This window comes from Myxococcales bacterium, assembly GCA_016717005.1.
In the GTDB taxonomy this organism is placed as follows: domain Bacteria; phylum Myxococcota_A; class Polyangia; order Haliangiales; family Haliangiaceae; genus UBA2376.
In genome coordinates this window covers 66,736-89,447 of the sequence record JADJUF010000010.1, presented here as the reverse complement: position 1 = coordinate 89,447, position 22,712 = coordinate 66,736, and the positions used below count along the sequence as shown (strand labels likewise).

At 74.7% G+C, this 22,712-nt stretch carries 20 protein-coding genes and 1 pseudogene; 13 read left to right on the top strand and 8 right to left on the bottom strand.

Annotated elements, in window-relative coordinates; all coding sequences use genetic code 11:
• Positions 1 to 340: 340 nt before the first annotated feature.
• The 4 genes from IPL61_12495 to IPL61_12480 all read right to left on the bottom strand — a co-directional run bounded on the left by IPL61_12495 (position 341) and on the right by IPL61_12480 (position 6,423).
• On the bottom strand, positions 341 to 1,195 hold the full coding sequence (locus IPL61_12495) for a hypothetical protein (GenBank protein ID MBK9032117.1): 855 nt from the start codon (positions 1,193 to 1,195) through the stop codon (positions 341 to 343).
• Positions 1,196 to 1,263: 68 nt separating this feature from the next.
• Complete coding sequence (locus IPL61_12490) at positions 1,264 to 3,285, bottom strand: thioredoxin domain-containing protein (protein MBK9032116.1); 2,022 nt, start codon at positions 3,283 to 3,285, stop codon at positions 1,264 to 1,266.
• A 50-nt stretch (positions 3,286 to 3,335) separates the two neighbouring features.
• The gene (locus IPL61_12485) at positions 3,336 to 4,571 is read right to left on the bottom strand and encodes an MFS transporter (protein ID MBK9032115.1); all 1,236 of its coding nucleotides are present in this window, start codon (positions 4,569 to 4,571) and stop codon (positions 3,336 to 3,338) included.
• A 28-nt stretch (positions 4,572 to 4,599) separates the two neighbouring features.
• Positions 4,600 to 6,423, bottom strand: coding sequence for an ATP-binding cassette domain-containing protein (locus IPL61_12480; protein ID MBK9032114.1), 1,824 nt, complete (start codon positions 6,421 to 6,423; stop codon positions 4,600 to 4,602).
• 103 nt (positions 6,424 to 6,526) lie between these two features.
• Between IPL61_12480 and IPL61_12475 the strand changes: the two genes are divergently transcribed.
• From IPL61_12475 to IPL61_12460, 4 genes are all read left to right on the top strand, one after another.
• The gene (locus IPL61_12475) at positions 6,527 to 6,970 is read left to right on the top strand and encodes a thioredoxin family protein (protein ID MBK9032113.1); all 444 of its coding nucleotides are present in this window, start codon (positions 6,527 to 6,529) and stop codon (positions 6,968 to 6,970) included.
• Positions 6,971 to 7,189: 219 nt separating this feature from the next.
• A complete protein-coding gene (locus IPL61_12470; protein ID MBK9032112.1) occupies positions 7,190 to 7,624 on the top strand; it encodes a hypothetical protein in 435 nt (144 codons plus the stop codon).
• Positions 7,621 to 8,349 (top strand): hypothetical protein, encoded by a 729-nt coding sequence (locus IPL61_12465; protein MBK9032111.1) that lies wholly within the window; start codon positions 7,621 to 7,623, stop codon positions 8,347 to 8,349. Before IPL61_12470 ends, IPL61_12465 begins: the two co-directional genes overlap by 4 nt.
• A complete protein-coding gene (locus tag IPL61_12460) occupies positions 8,346 to 9,461 on the top strand; it encodes a UTP--glucose-1-phosphate uridylyltransferase (protein ID MBK9032110.1) in 1,116 nt (371 codons plus the stop codon). The genes IPL61_12465 and IPL61_12460 overlap by 4 nt, the downstream gene beginning before the upstream one ends.
• 22 nt (positions 9,462 to 9,483) lie before the next feature.
• On the opposite strand, the gene IPL61_12455 is transcribed toward IPL61_12460, so the two are convergent.
• Both IPL61_12455 and IPL61_12450 read right to left on the bottom strand, forming a co-directional pair.
• Entirely contained in the window at positions 9,484 to 11,685 is a 2,202-nt protein-coding gene (locus tag IPL61_12455; protein ID MBK9032109.1) for a S9 family peptidase, read from the bottom strand.
• Positions 11,686 to 11,860: 175 nt separating this feature from the next.
• Positions 11,861 to 12,697: a LysR family transcriptional regulator gene (locus IPL61_12450; protein MBK9032108.1), complete on the bottom strand. Its 837-nt coding sequence runs from the start codon at positions 12,695 to 12,697 to the stop codon at positions 11,861 to 11,863.
• A gap of 87 nt (positions 12,698 to 12,784) precedes the next feature.
• On the opposite strand from IPL61_12450, the gene IPL61_12445 reads away from it, so the two are divergent.
• A complete protein-coding gene (locus tag IPL61_12445) occupies positions 12,785 to 13,489 on the top strand; it encodes a sulfite exporter TauE/SafE family protein (GenBank protein ID MBK9032107.1) in 705 nt (234 codons plus the stop codon).
• A gap of 122 nt (positions 13,490 to 13,611) precedes the next feature.
• Here IPL61_12445 and IPL61_12440 read toward each other — a convergent pair.
• A pseudogene (locus IPL61_12440) lies at positions 13,612 to 15,080 on the bottom strand (glutamine synthetase).
• A 136-nt stretch (positions 15,081 to 15,216) separates the two neighbouring features.
• On the bottom strand, positions 15,217 to 16,305 hold the full coding sequence (locus tag IPL61_12435; GenBank protein MBK9032106.1) for a hypothetical protein: 1,089 nt from the start codon (positions 16,303 to 16,305) through the stop codon (positions 15,217 to 15,219).
• A gap of 163 nt (positions 16,306 to 16,468) precedes the next feature.
• On the opposite strand from IPL61_12435, the gene IPL61_12430 reads away from it, so the two are divergent.
• The 8 genes from IPL61_12430 (at position 16,469) to IPL61_12395 (ending at position 22,419) form a co-directional block, all read left to right on the top strand.
• Positions 16,469 to 17,551 (top strand): zinc-binding dehydrogenase, encoded by a 1,083-nt coding sequence (locus tag IPL61_12430; GenBank protein ID MBK9032105.1) that lies wholly within the window; start codon positions 16,469 to 16,471, stop codon positions 17,549 to 17,551.
• Positions 17,552 to 17,607: 56 nt separating this feature from the next.
• Positions 17,608 to 18,228 (top strand): glutathione S-transferase N-terminal domain-containing protein, encoded by a 621-nt coding sequence (locus tag IPL61_12425; protein MBK9032104.1) that lies wholly within the window; start codon positions 17,608 to 17,610, stop codon positions 18,226 to 18,228.
• A 208-nt stretch (positions 18,229 to 18,436) separates the two neighbouring features.
• Complete coding sequence (locus IPL61_12420; protein ID MBK9032103.1) at positions 18,437 to 18,934, top strand: hypothetical protein; 498 nt, start codon at positions 18,437 to 18,439, stop codon at positions 18,932 to 18,934.
• Positions 18,931 to 19,752 carry a ferritin-like domain-containing protein gene (locus IPL61_12415; protein ID MBK9032102.1) on the top strand — a complete coding sequence of 274 codons (822 nt, stop codon included), beginning with the start codon at positions 18,931 to 18,933 and terminating at the stop codon, positions 19,750 to 19,752. Before IPL61_12420 ends, IPL61_12415 begins: the two co-directional genes overlap by 4 nt.
• Positions 19,753 to 19,786: 34 nt before the next feature.
• Positions 19,787 to 20,182 (top strand): hypothetical protein, encoded by a 396-nt coding sequence (locus IPL61_12410; GenBank protein ID MBK9032101.1) that lies wholly within the window; start codon positions 19,787 to 19,789, stop codon positions 20,180 to 20,182.
• Positions 20,173 to 21,276 (top strand): hypothetical protein, encoded by a 1,104-nt coding sequence (locus IPL61_12405; GenBank protein ID MBK9032100.1) that lies wholly within the window; start codon positions 20,173 to 20,175, stop codon positions 21,274 to 21,276. Before IPL61_12410 ends, IPL61_12405 begins: the two co-directional genes overlap by 10 nt.
• Before the next feature lie 7 nt (positions 21,277 to 21,283).
• Positions 21,284 to 21,985 carry a hypothetical protein gene (locus IPL61_12400; GenBank protein ID MBK9032099.1) on the top strand — a complete coding sequence of 234 codons (702 nt, stop codon included), beginning with the start codon at positions 21,284 to 21,286 and terminating at the stop codon, positions 21,983 to 21,985.
• The gene (locus tag IPL61_12395; protein MBK9032098.1) at positions 21,982 to 22,419 is read left to right on the top strand and encodes a cytochrome P460 family protein; all 438 of its coding nucleotides are present in this window, start codon (positions 21,982 to 21,984) and stop codon (positions 22,417 to 22,419) included. The genes IPL61_12400 and IPL61_12395 overlap by 4 nt, the downstream gene beginning before the upstream one ends.
• Positions 22,420 to 22,712: the final 293 nt, after the last annotated feature.

The following is a 22,712-nucleotide window of genomic DNA, read 5'->3' as shown; positions in this document are numbered from 1 at the left end:
GGTCGTCGTCAGCTCCGGCGCCGGCCGACGTGTTCCCAACGCCGAGGCCTGCGCGGCGCTGTCGCGCGGTGCCCGGCTGCGCGCAGATCGCCGCCACCGTCACCGGCCAGTGGCCGACGCTGACGTCGACGCTGGCGAAGTACGCCGACGCGGTCCCGGTCAAGACCGCCGATGCGCCGATGCCGGGCGCCGAGCAGCGGAACGTCGCCGTCGCGGGGCAGCCGCCGATGCAGCTGATCGTGATCCGCCGTCGGGACACGGAGCGTCGAGGCGCGCCCCCGGAGGTGCGCGGCCAGCGGCGTCGAGCCGGTCGCGCGGGGCGGCGTGGCCGGTGCGACCGCTACGGCTTGATCACGAACTTCCAGCTGACGTTGTCCTCGCCGACGCCGGTGGCCTTGTTGGGCGCGTCGTAGCCGAACCGCAGCGCGGCCCGCAGCTCGTAGGCGCCCTTGACCATCGACGAGCACTGGAACTTCGCCCGGAGGAACTTGCCGTCGACGGTCACGTCGGCGCCGCGCTTCATCTTGGCGTCGCAGGTGAGGTCGGGCGGCAGGGTCGTGAGGAACACCTCGGGCACCATGTTGTTCCAGTTGAGCCAGGTCGCCAGCTTGACCTCGACCCCGACGTCGAACTTGTCGCCGGGCTTGATCGGCGCGGTCGGCCCGCTCTGGGTGGTGTCGAACTCGTGGATGCCCTTGACCAGCGCGGCGACCTTGGCGTCGCGGGCGTCGAGCTGATCGAGATCCGCGGTGGTCGTGACCAGCTGGACCTTGCCCTCGGTGCCGACGACGATCGACACCGGCATCGCGCCGAACCCGAGCTCCTTCAGCAGCTTGATGACGGGCTTGCCGTAGGCGACCGCGCCGGCGCCGACCTCGCCCCGGACCGGGTCGAGCTTCTTGGCGTCGCGCGCGGTGCCGCCGATGTAGGCGATCACGTAGACCATCGTGCCGGTCTCGCGCATGTTGTAGATGCGCGCGAGGTCGTCCTTGCAGGCCTCGACCTTGGGCTTGCAGAACCAGTGGACGACCACCTTGCCGGCGGTGTCCGCCTTGACCGGCGCGCCCTCGAGCCAGGACTTGAGCGTCGGCCAGGGCCAAGGGTTGCCGGGGACCGGGACGTCGGCGGCGGCGGTGCCGGCGCACAGCGCCAGGGCCGCGAGCACGGCCAGCGAGCGGGAGGAGGGTCGGACCATAGGGGATGATACCTCGGGCGGCGCGCCCTGCGCCGGATAGGGGTTGGACGACGTCGCCGCCCCGATGTTCACGCGGCCGGCGGCTCGGCCAGGAGCCGAGCGAGATCGGCGGGTTCGGTGAGCGGCAAGGCGCACACCGGGCCGCGGCACACGTAGGCCTGGGCCCGACCGTCGAGCGGCGCCTTGCCCGCGACCACCGCGGGCGCGGCCCACGGGCCGACCAGGATCCGGGCCGGCGCGTACGCGGCTCGGGCCGCGGCCAGGAGCTCGTCGCCGCCGGCGCCCTCGGTCACCACCACGCACTGGGCGTGCAGGAACAGATCGAGCGCCGACAGGAGCCGCGCCGCCCCGAGCGGCCCGAGCGCGCCCGAGCTCAGGCGCCGGTCGAGGTAGCGCTCGGCGCTCGCGAGCGCGTCGGCGTCGTCGAGCACGTAGCCGACCCGGACCAGGCCCTCGACCGCGACCGCGGCGCCCGACGGCATCGCGCCGTCGTGGTGCGACTCGGGCCGATGGATCAGCGGCTCGGGATCGTCGGACGCGGTCAGGCAGAAGACGCCGCCGTCGGCGTCGTCGTAGAAGCGCGCGCGGATCGCGCCGATCAGCGCCGCCCCGGCCTGCCAGTAGCGGGCCTCGAGCGTGGCCTCGCCCAGGTCGAACAGCGCGGCGGCGACGAACGCGTAGTCCTCGATCGTGCCGTCGAGCTTGGTGGCGCCGGCCTTGTACACGCGCGCCAGGCGATCGCCGTCGATCATGCGCGCCAGCAAGAAGTCGCCGACCCGGCGGGCCAGCGCCAGCGCCGGCGCGTGGCCGGTCGCGTTCCACGCCCGCACCAGCCCGGTCACGGCCAGGCCGTTCCAGCCGGCCAGGACCTTGTCGTCGGTGGCCGGCGCCACCCGGGCCTGGCGCGCGGTCAGGAGCCGCGCGCGCAGCTCGGCGAGGTGGGCCTCGTCGGAGCGGTCCCCGAGCGGCGTGGTCCGCGCCAGCACGGTGGTCGCGTGCTCGAAGTTGCCGGCGGTGGTCACGCCGTAGGCCTTGCAGAGCTGGAGCGCGTCGACGAAGCCGAGCGCGTCGCGCACCTGGGTGGGCGTCCAGACGTAGAACTTGCCCTCCTCGCCCTCGCTGTCGGCGTCCTGCGACGCGTACAGCCCGCCGGCCGGATCCGACAGCTCGCGCGCCAGGTACCCGACGGTCTCCTCGATGATCTGGGCGTAGCGCGGGCCGCGGGTGAGCGCGTAGGCGTCGCCGTAGACCGCCAGCAGCTGGCCGTTGTCGTAGAGCATCTTCTCGAAGTGCGGCACCGCCCAGCGCTCGTCGACCGAGTAGCGCGCGAACCCGCCGCCGAGGTGATCGTAGAGGCCGCCCTCGGCCATCTTGTCCGCCCACCGGACGAACGCGTCCTGGGCCGGGGCGCCGAAGCCCAGCCGGGCCACCCGGGCCAGGAGCTCGTGGGCCGAGCTCGACGGGAACTTGGGCGCGCCCGCCAGGCCGCCGTGCTCGAGGTCGCACCGCGCCACGATCTGCCGCCCGGCCGCGACCAGGAGCGACGCGCTGGCGCTGCCGCCGGCGACCGGCTGGCCGCGGTAGTGGCGATCGACCTGGACCAGGCCCTCGACCAGCCCCTCGACGTTCTCCATGACCTTGGGCCGCTCCTCGCGGTAGGCCTGGGCCATGGCCCGCAGCACCTTGCTGAAGCTGGGCCGGTTGTAGCGGTCCTGCGACGGGAAGTACGTGCCGAGGAAGAACGGCCGCCCGTCGGGCAGACAGAACGCCGACAGCGGCCAGCCGCCGCCCTCGCCCAGCACCTGGATCGCGTTCATGTAGAGCGTGTCGACGTCGGGCCGCTCCTCGCGATCGACCTTGATGTTGACGTAGAGCTCGTTCATCAAGGCCGCGATCGCCGGATCCTCGAAGCTCTCGTGGGCCATGACGTGGCACCAGTGGCAGGCGGCGTAGCCGATCGAGACGAACACTGGCTTGTCGAGGCGCGCGGCGGTGACGAACGCCTCGGCGCCCCACGGGTACCAGTCGACCGGGTTGTCCCGGTGCTGGAGCAGGTAGGGCGACGACTCGCCGGCGAGGCGGTTGGGCATGGCCCGAGGCGTAGACGGTCCGCGCCGCCAGCGCAAGGCGGCGGCGCCCTTCAGGGATCGCCCGTGGCCTCGCGCGCCCGCGGCCACCACAGCGCCGCCGCCAGGCCGATCACCACCGGCAAGGTCAGCATGGCCGCGACGATGTCGATGTGGTCGAGCAAGAGCCCGACCGCCGGCGGCGAGCCGAGGTCGCCGAAGATGTGGATCGCGAAGATGCCGAAGGCCATCGACGCCGCGCGCAGCTCGGGCGGAACCGTGCGCAGGAGCACGGCGTTGACCGGCGAGGTCGACAGGAAGATGCCGACGTTGACGACGAAGACCAGCACGAAGAACAGCGCCGCCGACGGCGACAGGAACGCCATCGCGGTGAACGGCGCCGCCACCGCCACGCCGATGGCGCAGATGCGCAGGAGCGCGTTGGTGCCCGCGCGCGTGCTGGCGTGATCGTGATCGCCGGCCGACGGGTAGCGCCGCAGCGCCTGATCGACCCAGCGGCCACCGATGATCGTGCCGATCGCCCCGGCGACGACGATGACCGCGCCCAGCCAGGTGCCGGCCTTGGCCAGGTCGAGGTGGTAGCGGCGGACCAGGAACGTCGGGCCCCAGTGCGCGAACGCGCCGACCGCGGCGGTGTGAGCGATGTAGCCGGCGACCGCGCGGCGGTACAGCGGGATGCGCCACAGCGTCCGGGCGTTGCCGAGGATGCTCGGCCGCGCGACCTCGGTCCGACGGGCCGGCTCGGCGATCAGCAGGCAGGTCGCGGCGAGCAAGAGGCCGGGGCCGCCGCCGACGAAGAACGCGGTGCGCCAGCCCCAGTGCGCGGCGATCTGCGCGCCCAGCACCATGCCGACGGCCGAGCCGATCGGCGTGGCCAGGTAGAAGATCGCCAGCGCCTTGCCCTTGCGGTCGGCCGGGGTGATGTCGTCGATGATCGTCGGCGCCAGGGTCGCGTAGCTGGCCTCGCCGATGCCGACCACGGCCCGCGCGATCAGCAGGCTCGTGAGATCGCCGGCCAGGCCCGAGGTCGCGGTCGCGACGCTCCACGCCGCCACGCCGAACGCGATCAGCGACCGCCGCGAGTAGCGCGCGGCCAGCGCGCTGAACAGCGGCGCCGTGACGAAGTAGCCCAGCAGGAACACCGTCGCGGTCAGGCCGGCCTGGAAGTCCGACAGGCCCAGGTCGGCCGACAGCTTCGGCAGCACCGCCGCGACCAGGATGCGGTCGAGGTAGTTGAGGAAGTTGAGCCCGGTGAGGAGCGCGAGGATCGCTGCCGGGCGACGGATCATCTGCGCGCCACAGTACCGCAGCCGGCGGTCAGGCTGGCGGGATCGCGTCGAGCTCGGCCCAGCGCGCGTACAGGCGCTCGACCTCGGCCCGGGCCGCCTCGAGCGCGGCGTTGAGGCCGGCCACCTCGAGCGGCCGGTCCCGGAACAGCGCCGGATCCGACAGCGCCGCCTCGAGCTCGCCGACCCGGGCCTCGGCGGTGAGGATCGTGGCCTCCATCGCGGTCAGCTCCTGCTGCTCCTTGAACGTGCGCTTGCGCGGGCGCTCGGCCTTGGACGTCGCCGCGACCTTGGCCGCCGCCGGCGCCGGGCGCTTGGCCTCGGCCCGGCGGGCCAGGCGCTTGGCCTCGTAGCTCGAGTAGGTGCCCTCGTAGAACGTCACGCCGAACTCGTCGAACGCCAGGATGCCGGTCGCGACCCGGTCGAGGAACCACCGATCGTGGCTGACGATCAGCGCGCAGCCCGGGAAGTCGAGCAGGCCGTCCTCGAGCGTGGCCAGCGTGATCAGGTCGAGGTCGTTGGTGGGCTCGTCGAGCACCAGCAGGTTGCCGCCGCGGCGCAGCAGGCGCGCGAGCATGACCCGGTTGCGCTCGCCGCCCGACAGCTTGCCGACCTTGGCGTCGGCGGTGGCGTCGGCGAAGCCGAGCTGGCGCAGGAACGTGCGCACGTGGGTGCGGCCGCTCTCGAGCTCGACGTGATCGTAGCCGCCGGCGACCTCCTCGATGACCGTGCGATCGTCGTCGAGGTCGGTCCGGGCCTGCTCGAGGTAGGCCGGCCGGGTGTTGACGCCGAGCGTGACGGTGCCGCCGTCGGGCGGCAGCTCACCCAGGAGCGTACGGATGAGCGTGGTCTTGCCGGCGCCGTTCTTGCCGACGATGCCGATCCGATCGCGCGGCTTCATCGTCATCGTCAGGTCCGAGAACAGCGTGCGGTCGCCGATCCGCTTGGTCAGGGCGCGGGTCTCGAGGATGGTCGAGCCCAGGCGCGGGCCGGCCGGCAGCGTCAGCGCCATCCGGCGCGGCGGCCGCTCGTCGACGCCGGGCGCCCGCTCGACCGCGGCGTCGAAGCGATCGACCCGGGCCTTGGACTTGACCGTGCGCGCCGGCGGCGCCCGCCGGATCCAGTCGAGCTCGCGCCGCACGAACATCGCGCGCTCGTGCTCGTGGGTCGACTCGATCGACAGGCGCTCGGCCTGCTTCTCGAGGAAGTAGGTGTAGTCGCCGTCGTAGCCGAACACCTGGCCGCGATCGACCTCGAGGATCCGCGTCGCGACCCGATCGAGGAAGTAGCGATCGTGCGTGACGACGATGACCGCGCCCGGGAAGCTGCCGAGGCGATCCTCGAGCCAGGCGACGGTGTCGGCGTCGAGGTGGTTGGTGGGCTCGTCGAGCGCGAGCACGTCGGGCGTGCCGAGCAGCGCCCGGGCCAGGGCGACGCGCCGCAGCTCGCCGCCCGAGAGCCGACCGAGCACCGCGTCCTCGGGCGGCAGATCGAGCGCGGCCGCGACCGTGCGCACCTGGTGCAGCTCGACCCCGGGCCGGGCCAGGGTCGCGCCGACGGTCGCCTCGGGATCGAGGATCGGCTCCTGCGGCACGTACTCGAGCGTCAGGTCGCGCCGCCAGGTGATGACGCCGCTGTCGGGCGTGATCGCGTCGCGCTCGGCGGCGTCGCGCGCGGTCACCCCGCCGCCGGCGGCCCCGGCCACGATCATCTTGAGCAGGGTCGACTTGCCGGCGCCGTTCGCGCCGATCAGCCCGATCCGATCGCGCTCGTCGACGACGAACGACGCGCCGGCCAGCACCCGGCGATCGCCGAAGCGCTTGTGCAGATCCTGGACGGTGAGGACGGCGGTCACGGGCCGCGCAGTCTACCCCCACGGCCGCCGGGGACGAGCCGATCCGCCCGCCATCGTGCGTCCGCGCCTTGGCGCCGGGCCTGAGCCGACGCATGATCGGGCCATGCGCGCCGCCCTCTCGCTCGTCGCCGCCACCGTCGCCTGCGGCGGCCACGAGGCCCCCGCCCCGGCCAAGGTCGAGCTGATCGCGGCGCCGGCCGACGGCGAGGTCGCGCCGTGGGTCGCGGGTCAGGTCGCGGGCGCGGCCGGCCGGCAGGTCGTGGTCTACGTCGGCGCGCCGTGGTGCGAGCCGTGCACCTACTTCCACGCGGCGGTGGCCCGCGGCGACCTCGACGCCCGGTTCCCGCGCCTGACCGTGCTCGAGTTCGACGCCGAGCGCGACGACGACCGGCTCGAGGCCGCGGGCTACGGCGCGCAGATGATCCCGCTGTTCGCGCGCCCTGGCGCCGACGGCCGCGCCGCCGGGCCCCGGATCCAGGGCTCGATCAAGGGGCCGGGGGCGGTCGATCAGATCGCGCCGCGGCTCACGCGCATGCTCGCCGAGTAGCGAGTGCTCCGACCGGGTGATCGTGATCCGTCCACGGCGTCGAGGCGCTCCAGGGGCAAGGCGCAACGACGACGGGCTACTCTCCGTAACTCGAGGAGTTGCAACGCAGCCCATGGAGATGCATCGGCGGCGTGGCGGTTCAGAATCACGCGGTCGGAGCACCAGGAGCCTTACGCAGCCCTGACGGCGCCCGCGACGCCGCTCCGGCAGGCTACCGAGATGCGCCACCATCCCTGGATCGCCACCGCGTTGTTCGTCGCCGCCGGCTGCGAGCACCCGTCCCCGCCGCCGGTGCGTGCGACGCCCGCCCCCGCGGCGACCGCCGCCCCGGCCACCGCCGCGACCACGCCCGCGCCCGCGCCCGCGCCCGCGACCCCGGCCAGCGCCGCCGTCACGCCGCCGGTCACCGCCACGCGACCCGCGCCCATCGCGCTCGCGCCCGACGACGGGCGCCGCTACCAGCTGCGCGGCGGCCCGCGCTGGGGCAACGAGCGCCAGCGGTTCCAGGTCGCGAAGCCCGCCGCGACCGCCCCAGCCGCCGCGCCGGCGCCAGCCGCGACCACCGCGTCGACCGCCGCGTCGACCGCCACCCCGGCGACGGCCGCGACCGCGCGGACCGCCGCGGCGACCACCGCGCGGGCCGACGCCCCGTGATCGACCTCGCCCCGGGCCCGGCGCCGCTCGCGCGCTTCGCCGTCGACCTGCGCGGCCCGCGCTGGCCCCAGCCCGATCTGTCCGCCTACGCCGAGGCCGATCGCGCCGCCGCGCGGGTCGCCTGGGCCGCGCGCATCGTCGACGAGTATCGCTCGGTCGCGGTCTTCGCCGAGCTCGCGCACCTGCTGGCCGACCTCGAGGCGCCGTTCGCGGCGCTGTGCGCGGTCCAGCGGCTGATCGGCGACGAGCTGCGCCACGCCGCCTGGTGCGCCGAGGTCGCCGGCTGGCTGGGCGGCCACGCCGACTGCGCGATCGATCTCGCCGACGTCGGCCTGCCCGACCGCGGCGCGACGACCAAGGCCCAGCGCGCGGCCGCGATCGTCGGGCGCGAGCTGGTGGTCGCCGAGGAGGAGTCGGTGACCGCGCTGGCCGCGTACCGCGCCGCGACCTCGGCCCCGGGGCCGCGCGCGGTGCTGGCCGCGCTCGTGCGCGACGAGGCCCGCCACGCCGCCGCCGGCCGGGCCCTGCTGGCGCTGTTCACCGACGGCGCGCTCGCGCGGACGATCTCCGACGACGACCGCGCCGAGCTCGCGGCGACGATGGCCGCCGACCGCGCCGAGCTGCGCGCGCACTACCGCGCCGCGGCCCGCGGTGGCCCCGGGCGCGCGCTGGGGGCGGCCCTGGCCCCGGGCGACCTGCGCTTGCCGTACCATCGCGCGCGATGACCGCGATCGATCCCGACACCCGCGCGCTCCTCGACCGGTTCGGCTTCGACCAGGCCCGCCTCGACGCCGCCGCCGCGAGCCTGGCCCGCGGCGCGCCCGCCGCCGCCAACGCCGTCGCCGGCGAGGTCACGGCGCCGACCGACGACGACGTGATCGCGTTGCCGCCGCCGGGCTCACCCGCCCGGGCCGAGCTGCACGCCCGCGGCGCCGCGGCCATCCGCGCCGGCCAGGTCGGCGTGGTCTACCTGGCCGGCGGCATGGCGACCCGGTTCGGCGGCGTCGTCAAGGCGGTGGTGCCGGTCGTCGGCGACCGCACCTTCCTCGACCTCAAGCTGGCCGACGCCGCGCGGATCGCCGCGACGCACGCGACCACGGTGCCGGTGTGGCTGCTCACGTCGTACGCCACCCACGCCCGGCTCGAGGACGACCTCGCCGCCCGGGCCCCGGCGCCCGCGACGCCGATCGCGTGCGTGCCGCAGTTCGTGTCGCTGCGGCTCACGCCCGACGGCGCGCTGTTCCGCGAGGCCGACGGCGCGCTGTCGCCGTACGCGCCCGGCCACGGCGATCTGACGTTCGCGCTGCGGCGCGCCGGCGCGCTGGCGCGGTTCCGCGCCGCCGGCGGCCGCTACCTGCACATGTCGAACGTCGACAACCTCGCCGCCACGCTCGACCCGGCGGTCATCGGCGCCCACCTGGCCAGCGGCCGGGCGATCACCGCCGAGGTGGTCCGCAAGGACCCCGGCGATCGCGGCGGCGCCCCGGCCCGGGTCGACGGCGTCGTCCAGATCCTCGAGTCGTTCCGGTTCCCGCCCGGGTTCGATCAGGACGCGATCGCCGTGTTCAACACCAACACGTTCGTGCTCGACGTCGAGGCGATCGATCGCGACTTCGACCTGACCTACTTCCACGTCGCCAAGCAGGTCGACGGCGCCACCGCGATCCAGTCCGAGCGCCTGGTCGGCGAGCTGACCGCGTTCCTGCCGACCCAGTTCCTCGAGGTCGCGCGCGGCGGCGTCGACGGCCGGTTCCAGCCGGTCAAGGACCCGCCCGAGCTCGAGGCCCGGCGCGCCGAGATCGAGGCGATCCTGCGGGACCGCGGCGTGCTCGGCTGAGCGCCCGCGGCCGCGACGACGATCACTCGACGCCGAGCTGATCGAGGATGAACGCGCGCACGTGCGCGCCGGCGTCGATGCGCTCGTCCATCGCGGTGCCCGCGCCGTGGCCCGAGCTGCTGCTGGTGCGCAGCAGGATCGGCGCGTCGCCGCCCTGGGCCGCCTGCAGCGCGGCGACCATCTTGCGCGACTGCCACGGCGCGACCCGCGGATCGTTGGCGCCGGTGGTCATCAGCACCGCCGGGTAGACGGTGCCGGCGACGACGTGGTGGTACGGCGAGTACGCGTAGAGCGCCGCGAACTGCGCGGGGTCGGCGACGGTGCCGAACTCGGTGATGTTGAACTGGCCGTTGGGCGAGCGCTCGACCCGGAGCATGTCGTAGATGCCGACCTGCGCCACCACGGCGCGCACCCGCTCGGGGTGCTGCGTCAGGAGCGCGCCCATCAGCAGCCCGCCGTTCGAGCCGCCGAGGATCACCGTGCGCTCCGGACGGGTGAAGCCGCGCGCGACCAGGTGATCGAGCGCCGCCGCGAAGTCATCGAAGACGTGCTGCTTGTTGGTCAGCGCGCCGTCCCGGTGCCAGGCCTCGCCGAACTCGGCGCCGCCCCGGGTGTTGACCGAGACGAAGCAGACGCCGCGCTTGAGCACCGGCGCCCAGCTCTCGAGGAAGCCGGGCTCCTGGCTGATGCCGTAGCCGCCGTAGCCGTTGACCACGCACGGCATCGAGCCGTCGCGCGGCGCGCCCCGCTTCCAGACGATCGACATCGGCACCTGGGTGCCGTCCTGCGAGATCGCCTGCTCGCGCACGACCTCGAACTCGCTGAGGTCGACGGTCGACGGCGGCGACAGCGCGGCGATCGTGGTCAGCGCGCCGGTCTCGCCGTCGATGCGCGCGTACCCGCCCGGCGCGGTGAACGACGACGACCACACCACCAGGTCGTCGCCGACCACCTTGGGCTGCGCCACCCTCGACACCGGCGGCAGCGCCGGCGCCGGCGCCGGCCGGCCGCGCAGCGTGAACGCCCGCAGCGCGGTCGGGCCGCCGAGCTGGACGGTCAGGTACAGGCGGTCCTTGGTCACGACCAGGCCCCGGTCGGGGTAGCCGGTGACGATCGCGTCGGCGCCCTCGGGCACGATCACCTTGGCGCGCGCCAGCGCCGGCCGCTTGCCGTCGAGCCGCAGCACCTTGCCGCGCGGCGCGCCCTTGCGCGACACCAGCCACAGGTCCTCGGTGGGACCGAAGCCAGCGAACACGACCGCGTCGCCCCAGTCGGTGAGCTGGGTCCAGCCGCCCTTGGCCGCGCGCAGGTAGTGCCGGAAGGTGCCGCCGTCGCCGTCCTGCACCGTCGCCAGCACCCGCCCGCGCGGGTCGGCGACGAGCGCGATCTCGGCGATCTTGGGCAGGTCGGCGCCGAGCTCGTAGCGATCGTCGGTGACCGGCGTGCCGAGCGTGTGCCACCACACCTGCATCCAGAAGTCGCGCTCGTCGTCGGGCTTCTCGCCCGGCGCCGGGTAGCGCGTGTACCAGAACCCGGCGCCGTCGGGGCGCCAGGCCATGTCGCCGCCGCCGGTGCCGCGCTGGACGTCGGGGATGACCACGTCGAGGTCGCGGCCGTCGAGATCGACGATGTGCAGGTCACCGGCCTCGCTGCCCCCCGACGAGATCGACACCGCGACCTTGGTGCCGTCGGGCGACGGCACGAACCAGTCGATCGTCGTGATCGCGCTGCCGCCGGCGGTCGGGTCGAGGATCAGCCGCGCCTCGGCCGCGGCCTCGGGCGTGTCCATCACGACCAGCTCGGCCTGCTGCTTGGTCGGCAGCTTGCGGCGCGCGAACACCTTGCCGCCCGCGGCCTTGAGGTCGCCGTAGTTGGTCGTCGGCGCGGTGTAGATCGCGCGCAGCTCGTCGCGGAGCGCGGCGACCGTGGGCAGGTGGTCGAGGACGTGGCGCGCGTACGCGTCCTGGCCGTCGCTCCAGGCCGTGACCTCGGGGCCGTCACCCTCGAGCCACTGGTACGGATCGGCGACGTCGACGCCGTGGTAGCGGTCGGTGACCACGCGGGCCGTGGCGATCGGCGGCGTGACCGCGGCCGGCGCCACCGGCGGCGGCGCAGGCGGGACCGGCGCCACCGGGACCGGGGTGGGACGAGCCGCGGGTGGCGCCGACGGGCCACCGCACGCCGCCGCCAGGAACAACGCCATCGACCAGAGGGACCTGCGCATGCCGGTAGTGGTACCGCCGCCGGCGCGCCCTGGCCACCCCGCGCCGGCACGACGCGGTGGGCCGACGTGCGCGCCGCGACGGCGTCGCTGGATCGTCGTCGGCGTTGACCGGCGCGCGGCCGTCGCGCTGGCCCAGCGCCCGCCGCGGCGCGTCGGCGAAGGTCGGACCTCGCGCTCAGCGCAGCATCGCCAGGAGCGCGGTCGCGGCCGGCGTCAGGTGCCGCGCGCCACGGTGGCGCACGCCCAGCCGGCGTCGCACCGGCGCCCACTTGAGCGGCACCTCGACCAGGCTGCCCCGGGCCAGGTCGGTCTCGACCGCGCGCCGGCTCAGCAGCGCCAGGCCGATGCCCGCGCGGACGTGGCCCTTGACCGCCGCGATCGAGCCCAGCTCCATGACGATCGCCGCCTGGGGCACGCGCTCGAGCAGGAGCGCCCGGGTCGGCGAGCCCGGCGCGAACGTGATCCACGGCGCGGTCCGCGGATCGCAGTCCGGCGCGCCCACGACGATCAGGTCGTCGTCGGGGAACTTGCCGAGGCGCTCGATCGACCCGGCCGCGGGCCGCCGCCGGTCGATCGTCACGACCGCGAGGTCGAGCGTGCCGGCCTCGATCGCCTGCTCGAGCTCGTCGGTGTAGCCCTCGCGTAGGCCCAGCCGGATGCCGGGCCGCGCCCGCCGGAACCGGGCGAGGATCGGCGGCAGGACGTACGTGCACACGGTCGCGCCGCCGCCGATGCGCACCTCGCCCGCCGCCAGGCCCTCGATCTCGGCCACCGCGCGCTTGCCGTCGGCGAACGCCGCCAGCGCCGCCTGGGCCCGGGGCACGAGCGCGCGGCCGGCCGCGGTCAGGGTCGCGCCGTGGCGCCCGCGATCGAACAGCGGCGCGCCGACCTCGTGCTCGAGCCGCTGGATCGCCGCGGTCAGCGCCGGCTGCGACAGGTGCACCCGCCGGGCCGCCGCGGTGAACGTGCCGGCGGTCGCGACCGCCACGAACTGCTCGAGCTCGCGCAACATCGCCGCGATCGTACCATCGACACTGGTTATGGAAACCATCGAATCATTCGACAAGACGGCTGGCCCGCGAGACGCCATCGTAGCGGCATGGCGCTCCTCGTCGCGATCGGTCTCCTCGGCGGCATCCTGACCACGGTCACCGGCGTCGGCGGCGGCATGGTCGCGCTGGCGCTCTTGTCCCTGCTCATGCCGCCGGCCACCGCGCTGGCGCTGTCGGCCGCGGCCCTGACCGTCGGCAACGCCCACCGGGCCGCGCTGTACGCGCGCGCGGTCGACCGCGCGATCGTGGCCCGGTTCGGCGTCGGCCTGGCGGTCGGCGCGCTCGCCGGCGCCGTGGTCGTGACCTCGCTGCCGCCGGCGGTGCTGCACGGCGCGCTGATCGTCGTGGCCGCGCTGGCGCTGGCCCGCGCGCTCGGCGGCCTCGCGTGGGCGCCGTCGCCGCGGGCGCTCACCGGCAGCGGCGCGGTGGTCGGCGCGGTCGGCGCGTCGGCCGGCGGCGCCGGCGTGCTGGTGTCGCCGGTGCTCCTGGCCGCGGGCGTGCGCGGCGACGGCTACGTCGCGACCGTCGCCGCCAGCGCCCTGATCCTCAACAGCGCCCGGGTCGCCGGCTACGCGCTCGGCGGGCTGTACAGCGCCGCGATGGTGCCGGCCCTGGCCACGCTCGCGGCCGCGCTGGTGGTCGGCAACCTGATCGGCCGCCGGGTGCGCGCCCACGTGCGCGGCCCCTGGCTCGACCGCCTCGAGGTGGCCGCGCCGCTCGTCGCCATCGTCGTCACCCTCGCCAGCGCCTGATCGGCGGCCCCGCGACCGCGCCCGCGCGCCGGCCCCCATCGAGGACCGCCCCGAGGAGGGCCCCAGACCTCCGCCGAGCGAATCGGTTCAGGAGAGGCAAGCTCCGCCCGGATCCGCCCCGCTCAGAACTTCGACCACAGGTACTGGTTCGTGATCTCGTGGTGGAACTGGATCTCGTTGGTCTTGACCGTCGCGCCCAGGGCCTTCGGGCAGCGCTCGGCCGACGCGTTCTTGAGCTCGACGTACTTGGTGTGGACGGTCTCACCGTACAGCTTCTTGGTGAACGCGCTGCCCTTGAACAGGCGGATCGCGTCGTAGATGTTGTCGGGCAGGAACCGGGTCCGCGACTTCTTGCCGTCGTCGTCGGCCTCGACCGGGCCCTCGAGGCCGGTGCGCAGGATCGTGTAGACCGACATGTACGGGTTGGCGTCGGGCGCCACCGACCGCACCTCGACCCGGGCCGAGCGCTCGTTGCCCAGCGGGATGCGCACCATCGAGCCGCGGTCGATCGCCGAGGCCTTGATCTGGTTCGGCGCCTCGTAGTGCGGATCGAGCCGGCGGTACGAGTTGACCGACGCGTTGAGCGCCAGGCAGATGTCCGGCGCCGCGCCGAGGATGCGCGCGATGAAGTCCCACCCGGCCTTGGACAGGCCGTCCTTGCCCTTCTTGTCGTGGAAGGTGTTCACGCCCTTCTTCGACAAGGACAGGTTGGTGTGCATGCCGTTGCCGTTGACGCCGGTGACCGGCTTGGGCAGGAACGACGCGGTCATGTCGTGCTGGCTGGCGACCTGGCGCGCCAGCAGCTTGTACAGCTGCACCTGATCGGCGCCGACCACCGCGTCGGCGTACTTGAAGTTCATCTCGAACTGCGACGGCGCCACCTCGGGGTGGTCCTTCTCGTTCTCGAAGCCCATCGCGCGCTGGGCCTCGGCCGAGCTGTCGATGAAGCGGCGCAGCGCGTCGCCCGGCAGCGAGTGGTAGTAGCCGCCGGTCGAGATGAACTCGAACGCGCCGGTCTCGTGGTAGTGGCGCTCGGCGTCCCGGCCCTTGAACAGGAAGCCCTCGATCTCGTGGGCCACGTTGCAGACCGTCTGATCCTTGGCGTAGAGGCCCTCGGTGTAGGCCTTGAGCCGGCCGCGCAGATCGCCCTCGTAGGGCGAGCCGTCCTTCTCGAGCACCTCGCCGAACACCAGCACCTTGCCGGGCCCGAAGACGTCGGCCGGCAGCCAGTAGAACGCCGGCCAGTCGATGCCGAGGCGCAGGTCGGACTCCTGCTGCGCCGAGAAGCCGCGGATCGAGCTGCCGTCGAAGGTCAGGTTGTCGGCCGACGCAGGAGGAACTTCTTGTCGTAGTCGAGCATGTGCAGCCGACCCTCGAGGTCGGTGAAGCACACGGTGACGGCCTTGATGCGCTTCTCGTCGGTCAGGTACTTCATGCGCTGCTCGCGGATCTTGTCGGGCTTGGTCCGGTTCAGGCGCTGGTTCTTGGCCTCGAGGTTGAGCTCCTCGAGCTCGTCGTACGGGATCTCGAGGAAGTCGCGCAGCTCGCGCGGGGCGGTGTTCGATGCAGTGCGGCTCTTGCGGGTGTCCACGGGTGCCTCCTGGAGGCGGACTGTGGACCGCCGCCAAGCCTTGATCCAGCCCGACGAAGCCTAATTCTTGCCAGAATTATCGTTCACCACCAGCTGATCTCTTGCGGATCGCTTGGGAAGGTGGATCAGGCCAGGGTCACGGGCCCGCCGACGCCCACGCCAGGTCATCGATGGCGAACTGCCGGACCCAAGCGGCGATGCCCACGCCGCCGGTGGTCTGCGGCGCCGGGCTGGTGGCGGTGAGCACATGGCTGGCGGCGTCGATCACGAACGCGGCCTGGCCGCTGCCGACGGTCATGCCATCGCGGATCGCCAGCGTGCGGGCGGCCAGCTCGGCCTGGCTCACGCCGAAGTAGGCCGCGATCGTCTGATCGCGGGTGTTCATCAGCAGCGCCCAGCGCGCGCCGGTCGGGGCGGTGGCGCGCAGGTGGGCGGGCCATCCCCCGAAGCCGGTGGCGCAGGCCGCGCAGCCGCCGGGGAGGTCGAGCGACCACGCGGCGCGCATCGCGTCCCACCGCGCCGGCTCCGGATCGATGGGGTGCGACGAGTCGGACAGCACGTCGACGCGCGATGCGCTGAACGCCGCGCGCAGGCGATCGACCTCGAGCATCGCGCCGTAGCCGCCGGCGGACGCGCCCGTCAGCCAGACCCGATCGGCGCCCGGCCGCACGTCGCGCAACCGCGGCCACAGCGCGTCGAGGTTGTCCTGGCCGACGTGCGCGACCGTGCGCGGCCCGGCGGTGGTGGTGTACGGCGCGGTGTTGTGGCCGGCGTGCAGATCGCCGGTGCAGTACGGCACGAACACGAAGCTGACGTTCTGGAACGGGCTGCCGGCCGCGCGCCCGAACAGCGGGTAGCTCGCGAGGGTGGCCCGCACCGCCTCGAACTCGGCGGCGCCGAACGGCGCGTCGATGCTGGCGGCGGTGCGCAGCTCGAAGCAGGTCTGGGCGTCCCAGCAGGCGCCGCCGCCGTTGAGGAACACCAGCACCCGATCGCTGCGGCGGGTCAGGTTGACCCCGACGCCGGTGGCCGAGCCGTCGCCGCAGCGCATGCCCTCGATCGGCACCCAGGTCCACTGCTCGAGCGGCGCCTCGATCAGCGGTCCCGACGCGTCGATGGGTGGCAACGGATCGTAGCCGCCGGCGTCGACCGGGCTGCCGCCGCCGCAGGCGGTGGCCACGACGATCGCCCCCATCCACGCGAGGGCAGCGACAGCGGTGCGCATGCGCCAGGCTACCAAGGCGCCTCGACGTGCGCGCGCCCTTGTGACCGCGGCGTGATGCTCGCCACGCTGCTCCGACCCGGCGCGTGCCGCCCGGGGCCGAGCGGCCTCGAAGATCCGGACCGCCGCGGACCGCCCGGCCGCCGGTTCCGGCATCATGCCGGCGATGCAGCCCGGCCACCGCGTCGTCGTCACCGCGCTCGGCGAGACCCCGCTCGACGCGATCGATCACCACCTCGCGCTCGAGCCGATGGCGCCGCCCGATCCGGCGACGCTGGCGCCGACCGACGTGATCGTCGCGGTCGCCAGCGCCCAGGTCGGCTGGGTCGATCTGCTCATGACCAGCGGCCAGTACCAGCACGTGCCGACGCCGCCGTACACGCCCGGGCTGGAGTACGCCGGCACGATCGCGTGGCGCGGGCCCGCGGTCACGACCTGCGCCGTCGGCGATCGCGTGCTGATCGACGGCTTCACGTCGGGCCCGCGCTCGCTCGGCGCCTACCAACGCTACGGCGGCTTCGCGAGCTACGCGGTGGCGCCGGCGGCCGCGGTCGTGCCGATCCCGGGCGCGCTCGACTTCGATCAGGCCTGCTGCCTGCTCGGCAACTACGAGACCGCCTACCACTGCCTGCTCACGCGCGGCCGGCTCGCCGCGGGCGAGACCGTGCTGATCCTGGGCGCGGCCGGCGCCACCGGCCTGGCCGCGGTCGACGTCGCCCGCCAGGTCGGCGCCCGGGTCATCGCGGTCGGGCGCTCGGCCGCCAAGCTCGAGGTGGTCGCGGCCCGGGGCGCCGATCACGTCGTCGCGCTCGGCGACGCGCCGCTGCGCGACGCGGTCAAGGCGATCGCGCCCGACGGCGTCGACGTGGTCTACGACGGCGTCGGCGGCGAGCTGTCGCAGGCGGCGCTGCGGTGCGCGCGGTTCGGCGCGCGCTACCTGATCGTCGGCTGGGCCGCGACGCCGTTCGTGGCCGCCGGCAAGGGCGGGCGCGGCGCGCCCAACGCCAACCAGCTGCCCACCAACCTGATCATGATGAAGGGCCTCGACGTGCTGGGCTGCCCGACCGTGATCTCGACCGTCAAGGATCCGGCGCTGCGGCCACCGCGCCTGGCCGCGGTGCTGGGCTGGGCCGCGGCCGGGGCGATCTCGCCGTACGTGTCGCACCGGTTCCCGCTGACCGCGTGGCGCGAGGCCCTGCTGACCAAGTGGCGCGGCCAGGTGATCGGCGGCGCGGTGCTCCACCCGTGATCCCGCCCACGCGGCGCCCTGCCGCCCGGTCGGTTCGGCGCTACCCTGCGCCGATGATCAAGCTTTTCGGCAACCCGCTGAGCACCTGCACCCGCAAGGTGCTGTGCACGCTGCACGAGACCGGCACCCCGTTCGAGTTCCTCAACGTCGACCTGGGGGCCGGCGAGCACAAGCAGCCGGCGCACCTCGCGCGGCAGCCGTTCGGCCAGGTGCCGGCGATCGACGACGACGGCTTCGCGCTCTACGAGTCGCGCGCGATCTGCCGCTACCTCGACGAGCGGGCCGGCGGCGCGCTGGTGCCGCACACCGCCCAGGGCCGCGCGGTCATGGAGCACTGGATCAGCGTCGAAACCTCGAACTTCACGCCGTCGGCGATGAAGCTCATCTACAACTACGTGTTCTTCCCGATGCGCGGTCAGGCCCAGGACCCGCAGATGATCAGCGACGGCAACGCCGGCATCACCCGCGCGCTCGCGGTGCTCGACGCCCGCCTCGCTCAGTCGCCGTCCCTGGCCGGCGACGCGTTCACGCTCGCCGACGTCGGCTTCCTGCCGTACATCGAGTACCTGATGGCGACCCCCGCCAAGGAGCTGTTCGTGCCGCACGCGCACGTGATGGCGTGGTGGCAGCGGTGCGCCGAGCGCGCGAGCTGGCGCAAGGCCGCCGGCCGCGCCTGAGTTCCAGAGGGTTCGTCGCCGAACCCTCCCCCATCGGGGGCAGCCCCGATGAGGGCCCCCACCCAGGACGCGAAACTCCCGGCGCGTCGACCGGTGCTCGACCGGAAGAAGCACAGGCTCTGCGCGGCGGGCGGCACGTCGTCTTTTTCTTGGCGGCGCGGTTAACGGTCGGGGGCCGCGGGCGTCCTGGTGCTCAAAGGAGCCACCCATGCCGCCCCCGCCCACCACCCTCGTCCTCGCGCTCTCCACCCTCGCCGCCACCGCCTGCGTCGCCGAGGCCCGTCCGGGCGACGCCCCCGCCCACACGGCCCGGCCCCGCGCCGCCGCGCCCCGGCCCCTGGTCCGCCCCACGCCCGCGCCCCGGCCGCTGGTCCGCCCCGTGTCCGCGCCCGGCGTCGCGGTCGCGCGCCCGCTGGTCTCGGCCAGCGAGCGCCCGGTGTGCGGCAACATCGCCACCAAGGGTCCGCCGCAGCGCCAGTGCACGGACGCCGTCGGCACGACCCGCCTGATCGAGGCCGACGGTGGGCGCTGGGCGTTCCAGAGCCGGACCTGCGGCACCACCGACGTGACCGTGTTCATCGACGTCGATCGCCAGGTGCGGCTCATCACCGACGCCGCCAGCGAGCAGCCGACCATGACCACGATCGCCGCCGACGCCCCTTCGACCGAGCCGCTCGTGGCCGCGTGCCGTCGGGGCCTGCCGTGACCGCGCTGTTCCAGCTCGACTGGCAGGGCGTCTGGTCCGAGCGACGCCTGCGCCGGCGCCGGCCCGGCATCGACGACCTGCCCTGGGGCACGCTCGACCTCGCGTCGACGACCGCGGCCGAGCTGCTCGAGGCCCGGCGCGTGTGGACCAACGGGGTCTTCACCGAGTACGCCAGCGCCGCGGCGTTCGGCAACCTGGCCACCGCGCTGCTCGAGTGCGGCGCGCCGGTCGATCTCACCGCCGTCGCCGCCGACATCGTCGTCGACGAGCTCGATCACGTCGAGCTGGTCGCCCGGCTGCTGGGCGAGCTGGGCGGCGCGCTGCCGCTGGCGTTCGACGTCGCCCAGATCTCGCAGGTGACGACGCCGGGCGCGCCGGCGCTGGTGCGCGCGCTCGAGCTGGCGATCAGCGTGTCGTGCGTCGGCGAGGCGCTGAGCGTGCCAGCGCTGCGCCGGTCGCGGGCGCTCGTGACCGAGCCGCTGGTGCAGGCCGTGCTCGATCGCCTGCTCGGCGACGAGGGCCCCCACGCCGAGCTGGGGTTCCGCCTGCTGGCCTGGGCCGGGCCGCAGCTCGAGCCCGCCGATCGCGCGCACCTGGCCGAGGTCGCGCTGGCGGCGATCGCCAGCTTCGCGCCGCTGTGGCAGCGCGAGGCCTGCGACGCGTGCCAGGCGCCGGGGCTGGGCGTCGCGCCGGCGGCCGATCACCAGCGCGCGCTGGTGACCGCGGTGCGTGAGCGCGTGGTCGCGCGCCTGGCCCGCCACGACGTCCACGTCGACGGCGCCGCGCTGGCGGCGCTCTTGCCCGCGGCCGCGGTGTAACCAGCCGCGGCGACCGGCGTAGGCATGGGCACGGATGCCCTCGCCCCCTCGCCTCCTCGTGCTCGCGGCCCTGGTCGGGTGCGCCGACGTCGACGATCGGCCCGCGCGCTGGTCGTACCTGCACACCGCCGTGATCGCGCCGGCGTGCGCCACCGCCGGGTGCCACTCGACCGCCGCCGCGGTCGCCGGGCTCGACCTGTCGTCGCGGACCGGCGCGTACACCTTCCTGACCGGCCGCATCTGCGGCGAGCCGCTGGTGCCCGGCGCGCCGCCGCGCAACTACGTCGACCCCGGCAGCCCCGAGTTCTCGCAGCTGGTCTACCAGCTGCGCGGCATCGGCCGACCGCGCATGCCGCCCGACAGCCCGCTGCCGGAGGTCGAGCTCGCGCTCGTCGAGCGCTGGATCGCGGAGGGCGCGACGTGCGAGTAGCCGTCGTCATCGGCGCGCTGCTGGCGCTGGCGGCCCCGGCCGCGGCCTACCCGCGCTTCCAGCTCTCGACCGGCGCGACGACCTGCAGCGAGTGCCACCTCGCCCCGACCGGCGGCGGGCTGCTCACCGACTACGGCCGGCTCGAGGCCGGCGACACGATCAGCCGCGGCGGCGACGGCGCGCTCCTGCACGGGCTGTGGACCCCGCCGTCGTGGCTGGCGCTCGGCGGTGACTTCCGCGGCGCGGCGATGATCAAGGCCGCCGACGGCGAGCGCGACCTCGCGGCGTTCCCGATGCAGGCCGACCTCGCGGCCCGGGCCGGCGGCGCGGGCGTGTCGTTCAACCTCGTCGTCGGGCTGCGCGGCGCCGCCCGCGATCCCAGCCCGCCCCTGATCGAGCGCCTCGGCTCGCGCGAGCACTACCTGATGTACCAGCGCGGCGCCGCCTACGCGCGGGCCGGGCGGTTCTTCACCCCGCTCGGGCTGCGCCTGCCCGACCACACCGCGTCCGTGCGGCGCTACCTCGGGTTCGGCCTGTCCGAGGAGCCCTACGGCGTCGGCGCCGGGGTCGTGCGCGGCGACTGGGAGGGCCACGTCCACGCGTTCATCCCCAACCCGGTGCCGCTCCTCGGCGCGGGGCCCCGGGCCAAGGGCGTGGCCGCGAGCTACCAGCGGCGCGTGCTCGATCAGACCGCGGCGCTCGGCACCGGCGTGCGCTACGCGACCTCGCCCGACGACACCCGGGTGCTGCTCGACGGCACCGGCCAGCGCTGGTTCGACGGCGCCGGGCTCTTGCTCGAGGGCGAGGTCGCGCTCCAGCGCCAGAGCTTCCCGGCCGGCCCGACCCGGTGGCAGCTCGGCGGCTACCTCGGCGCCAGCCAGCGCGTGACCCGGGGCGTGTGGCTCGCCGCCGGCGTCCACCGCTGGCAGCCCGACCTGACCCTGCGGTCGTGGCGCGACGCCGCCGAGATCGTGCTGCAGTACTTCCCGCGCGCCCACGTCGAGCTGTACTGGCTCAACCGCGCCAGCGCCGTCGGCAACGACCTCGACGCGCCCGGCTTCCTGTCGCAGCTCCAGCTGCACTACTACCTGTGAGGACGCGATGACCCGCGCGCTGCTCGCCACCGCCCTCGCCGCCGCGCTCGCCGCCTGCACCGACGGCGCGCCCACCGCCGCGCGGTTCCAGGAGGACGTCCTGCCGATCCTCGCCGCCAGCTGCGTCCGCTGCCACTCGGTGCCGACCATCGGCGGCGCGCCCGGGCGGTCGGCCTGCACCACCACGCCGGGCGTGCGCTGGTGCGGCTTCCGGCTCGACTCGTACGACGACACGATCATCGAGACCGGCGACCCGGCGGTGCCCGACGACGACGTCGGCGTCCGCGGCGCCGCGGCGATGGCGCTGGCGATCCCGCTGCGGGTCGACTCGTCGGCCGCGCCGATGCCGCCGCGGTTCCCGCTCGGCGACGACGAGCGCGCGACCTTGGTGGCCTGGGCCCAGGGCGATCCGCCCGACCGGACGCCGCGCCCCGGCAACCAGCCGCCGACGATCGCCGCGACGGCCACCGCCGACGCCACCGCGGTCGCGCTGCGCTACACGATCGCCGACGGCGACCGCGACCTCGTGGTCGGCACCGTGCGCGCGCGCGGCGTCGACGGCGAGCGCGTGCTGGCCGCCGTCAAGTCCGGCACCGACGCCGTCACCGTGGCCCGGCCGCCGGCCGGCAGCTACGCGCTGGTGGCGATCCTCGACGACGGCGCCGGCCCGATCGAGCTGGCGCTGGGCGCGCTCGAGGTGCAGCCGTGAGGGCGGCGCTGGCCCTGGCGCTGGCGGCGCTCGGCGCGTGCTCGGTCGCGGTCGATCCCGAGCCGGTCGGCGACTACACCAGCTGGAAGCGGCTCGACGTGCGCGGCCCGGCGCCCGGCCACGGCGACACCTACCGGATCATCTACGTCAACCCGATCGCCGCGGACCCGGCCCAGCCGTTCGTCGGCGGCTACGCCGAGGGCTCGATCATCGTCAAGGAGATCCACGACGACCAAGGCGGCGCGCCCGGCGACCTCCGCTACGTCGCGCTGATGCGCAAGCTCGGCGACGACACCGACCTGCCGCTGCAGGAGCACTGGCTGTTCTCGCAGACGTCGAGCCCGGGCGGCGCTGAAACGCACGCCGACTTCTGCTTCGCCCGCTGCCACCAGGCCGCCCCGTACGACAGCGCCTGGTACGACTACCGGCAGTAGGCCGCCGCCCACCGGGCCCGCCAGCGTCGCCCCGCGGCGCGGTGCCGCGCGCGCTCGTCGTTGCGACCGCCGGGTCCCGCGCAGCGCGGCGGCGTGGATGAGCGGCGACGCGGCAGCGTGGCGGAGCGGCGGCGCGGCGCGGGATCAACCCAGGCGGGCCCTGGGGTTAGCTTCCGATCTCACCGAGAAATGGCGCCCGCCGCGGCTTTCGTGCGCGGCCGGCTCGGGCTAAACACGGTGTCCGTGCGCCGGCGGTCGTCGTCGGAGCCGCGGGCCGCCGCCCCGACGCGGCC

Bases quoted from the DNA above. Each gene is read 5' to 3' on its own strand.
- IPL61_12460 (MBK9032110.1), top strand. From the start codon at position 8,346: ATGACCGCGATCGATCCCGACACCCGCGCGCTCCTCGACCGGTTCGGC.
- IPL61_12490 (MBK9032116.1), bottom strand. From the start codon at position 3,285: ATGCCCAACCGCCTCGCCGGCGAGTCGTCGCCCTACCTGCTCCAGCAC.
- IPL61_12420 (MBK9032103.1), top strand. From the start codon at position 18,437: ATGCCGCCCCCGCCCACCACCCTCGTCCTCGCGCTCTCCACCCTCGCC.
- IPL61_12455 (MBK9032109.1), bottom strand. From the start codon at position 11,685: ATGCGCAGGTCCCTCTGGTCGATGGCGTTGTTCCTGGCGGCGGCGTGC.
- IPL61_12430 (MBK9032105.1), top strand. From the start codon at position 16,469: ATGCAGCCCGGCCACCGCGTCGTCGTCACCGCGCTCGGCGAGACCCCG.
- IPL61_12470 (MBK9032112.1), top strand. From the start codon at position 7,190: ATGCGCCACCATCCCTGGATCGCCACCGCGTTGTTCGTCGCCGCCGGC.
- IPL61_12435 (MBK9032106.1), bottom strand. From the start codon at position 16,305: ATGCGCACCGCTGTCGCTGCCCTCGCGTGGATGGGGGCGATCGTCGTG.
- IPL61_12475 (MBK9032113.1), top strand. From the start codon at position 6,527: ATGCGCGCCGCCCTCTCGCTCGTCGCCGCCACCGTCGCCTGCGGCGGC.
- IPL61_12450 (MBK9032108.1), bottom strand. From the start codon at position 12,697: ATGTTGCGCGAGCTCGAGCAGTTCGTGGCGGTCGCGACCGCCGGCACG.
- IPL61_12495 (MBK9032117.1), bottom strand. From the start codon at position 1,195: ATGGTCCGACCCTCCTCCCGCTCGCTGGCCGTGCTCGCGGCCCTGGCG.
- IPL61_12485 (MBK9032115.1), bottom strand. From the start codon at position 4,571: ATGATCCGTCGCCCGGCAGCGATCCTCGCGCTCCTCACCGGGCTCAAC.
- IPL61_12445 (MBK9032107.1), top strand. From the start codon at position 12,785: ATGGCGCTCCTCGTCGCGATCGGTCTCCTCGGCGGCATCCTGACCACG.
- IPL61_12400 (MBK9032099.1), top strand. From the start codon at position 21,284: ATGACCCGCGCGCTGCTCGCCACCGCCCTCGCCGCCGCGCTCGCCGCC.
- IPL61_12410 (MBK9032101.1), top strand. From the start codon at position 19,787: ATGCCCTCGCCCCCTCGCCTCCTCGTGCTCGCGGCCCTGGTCGGGTGC.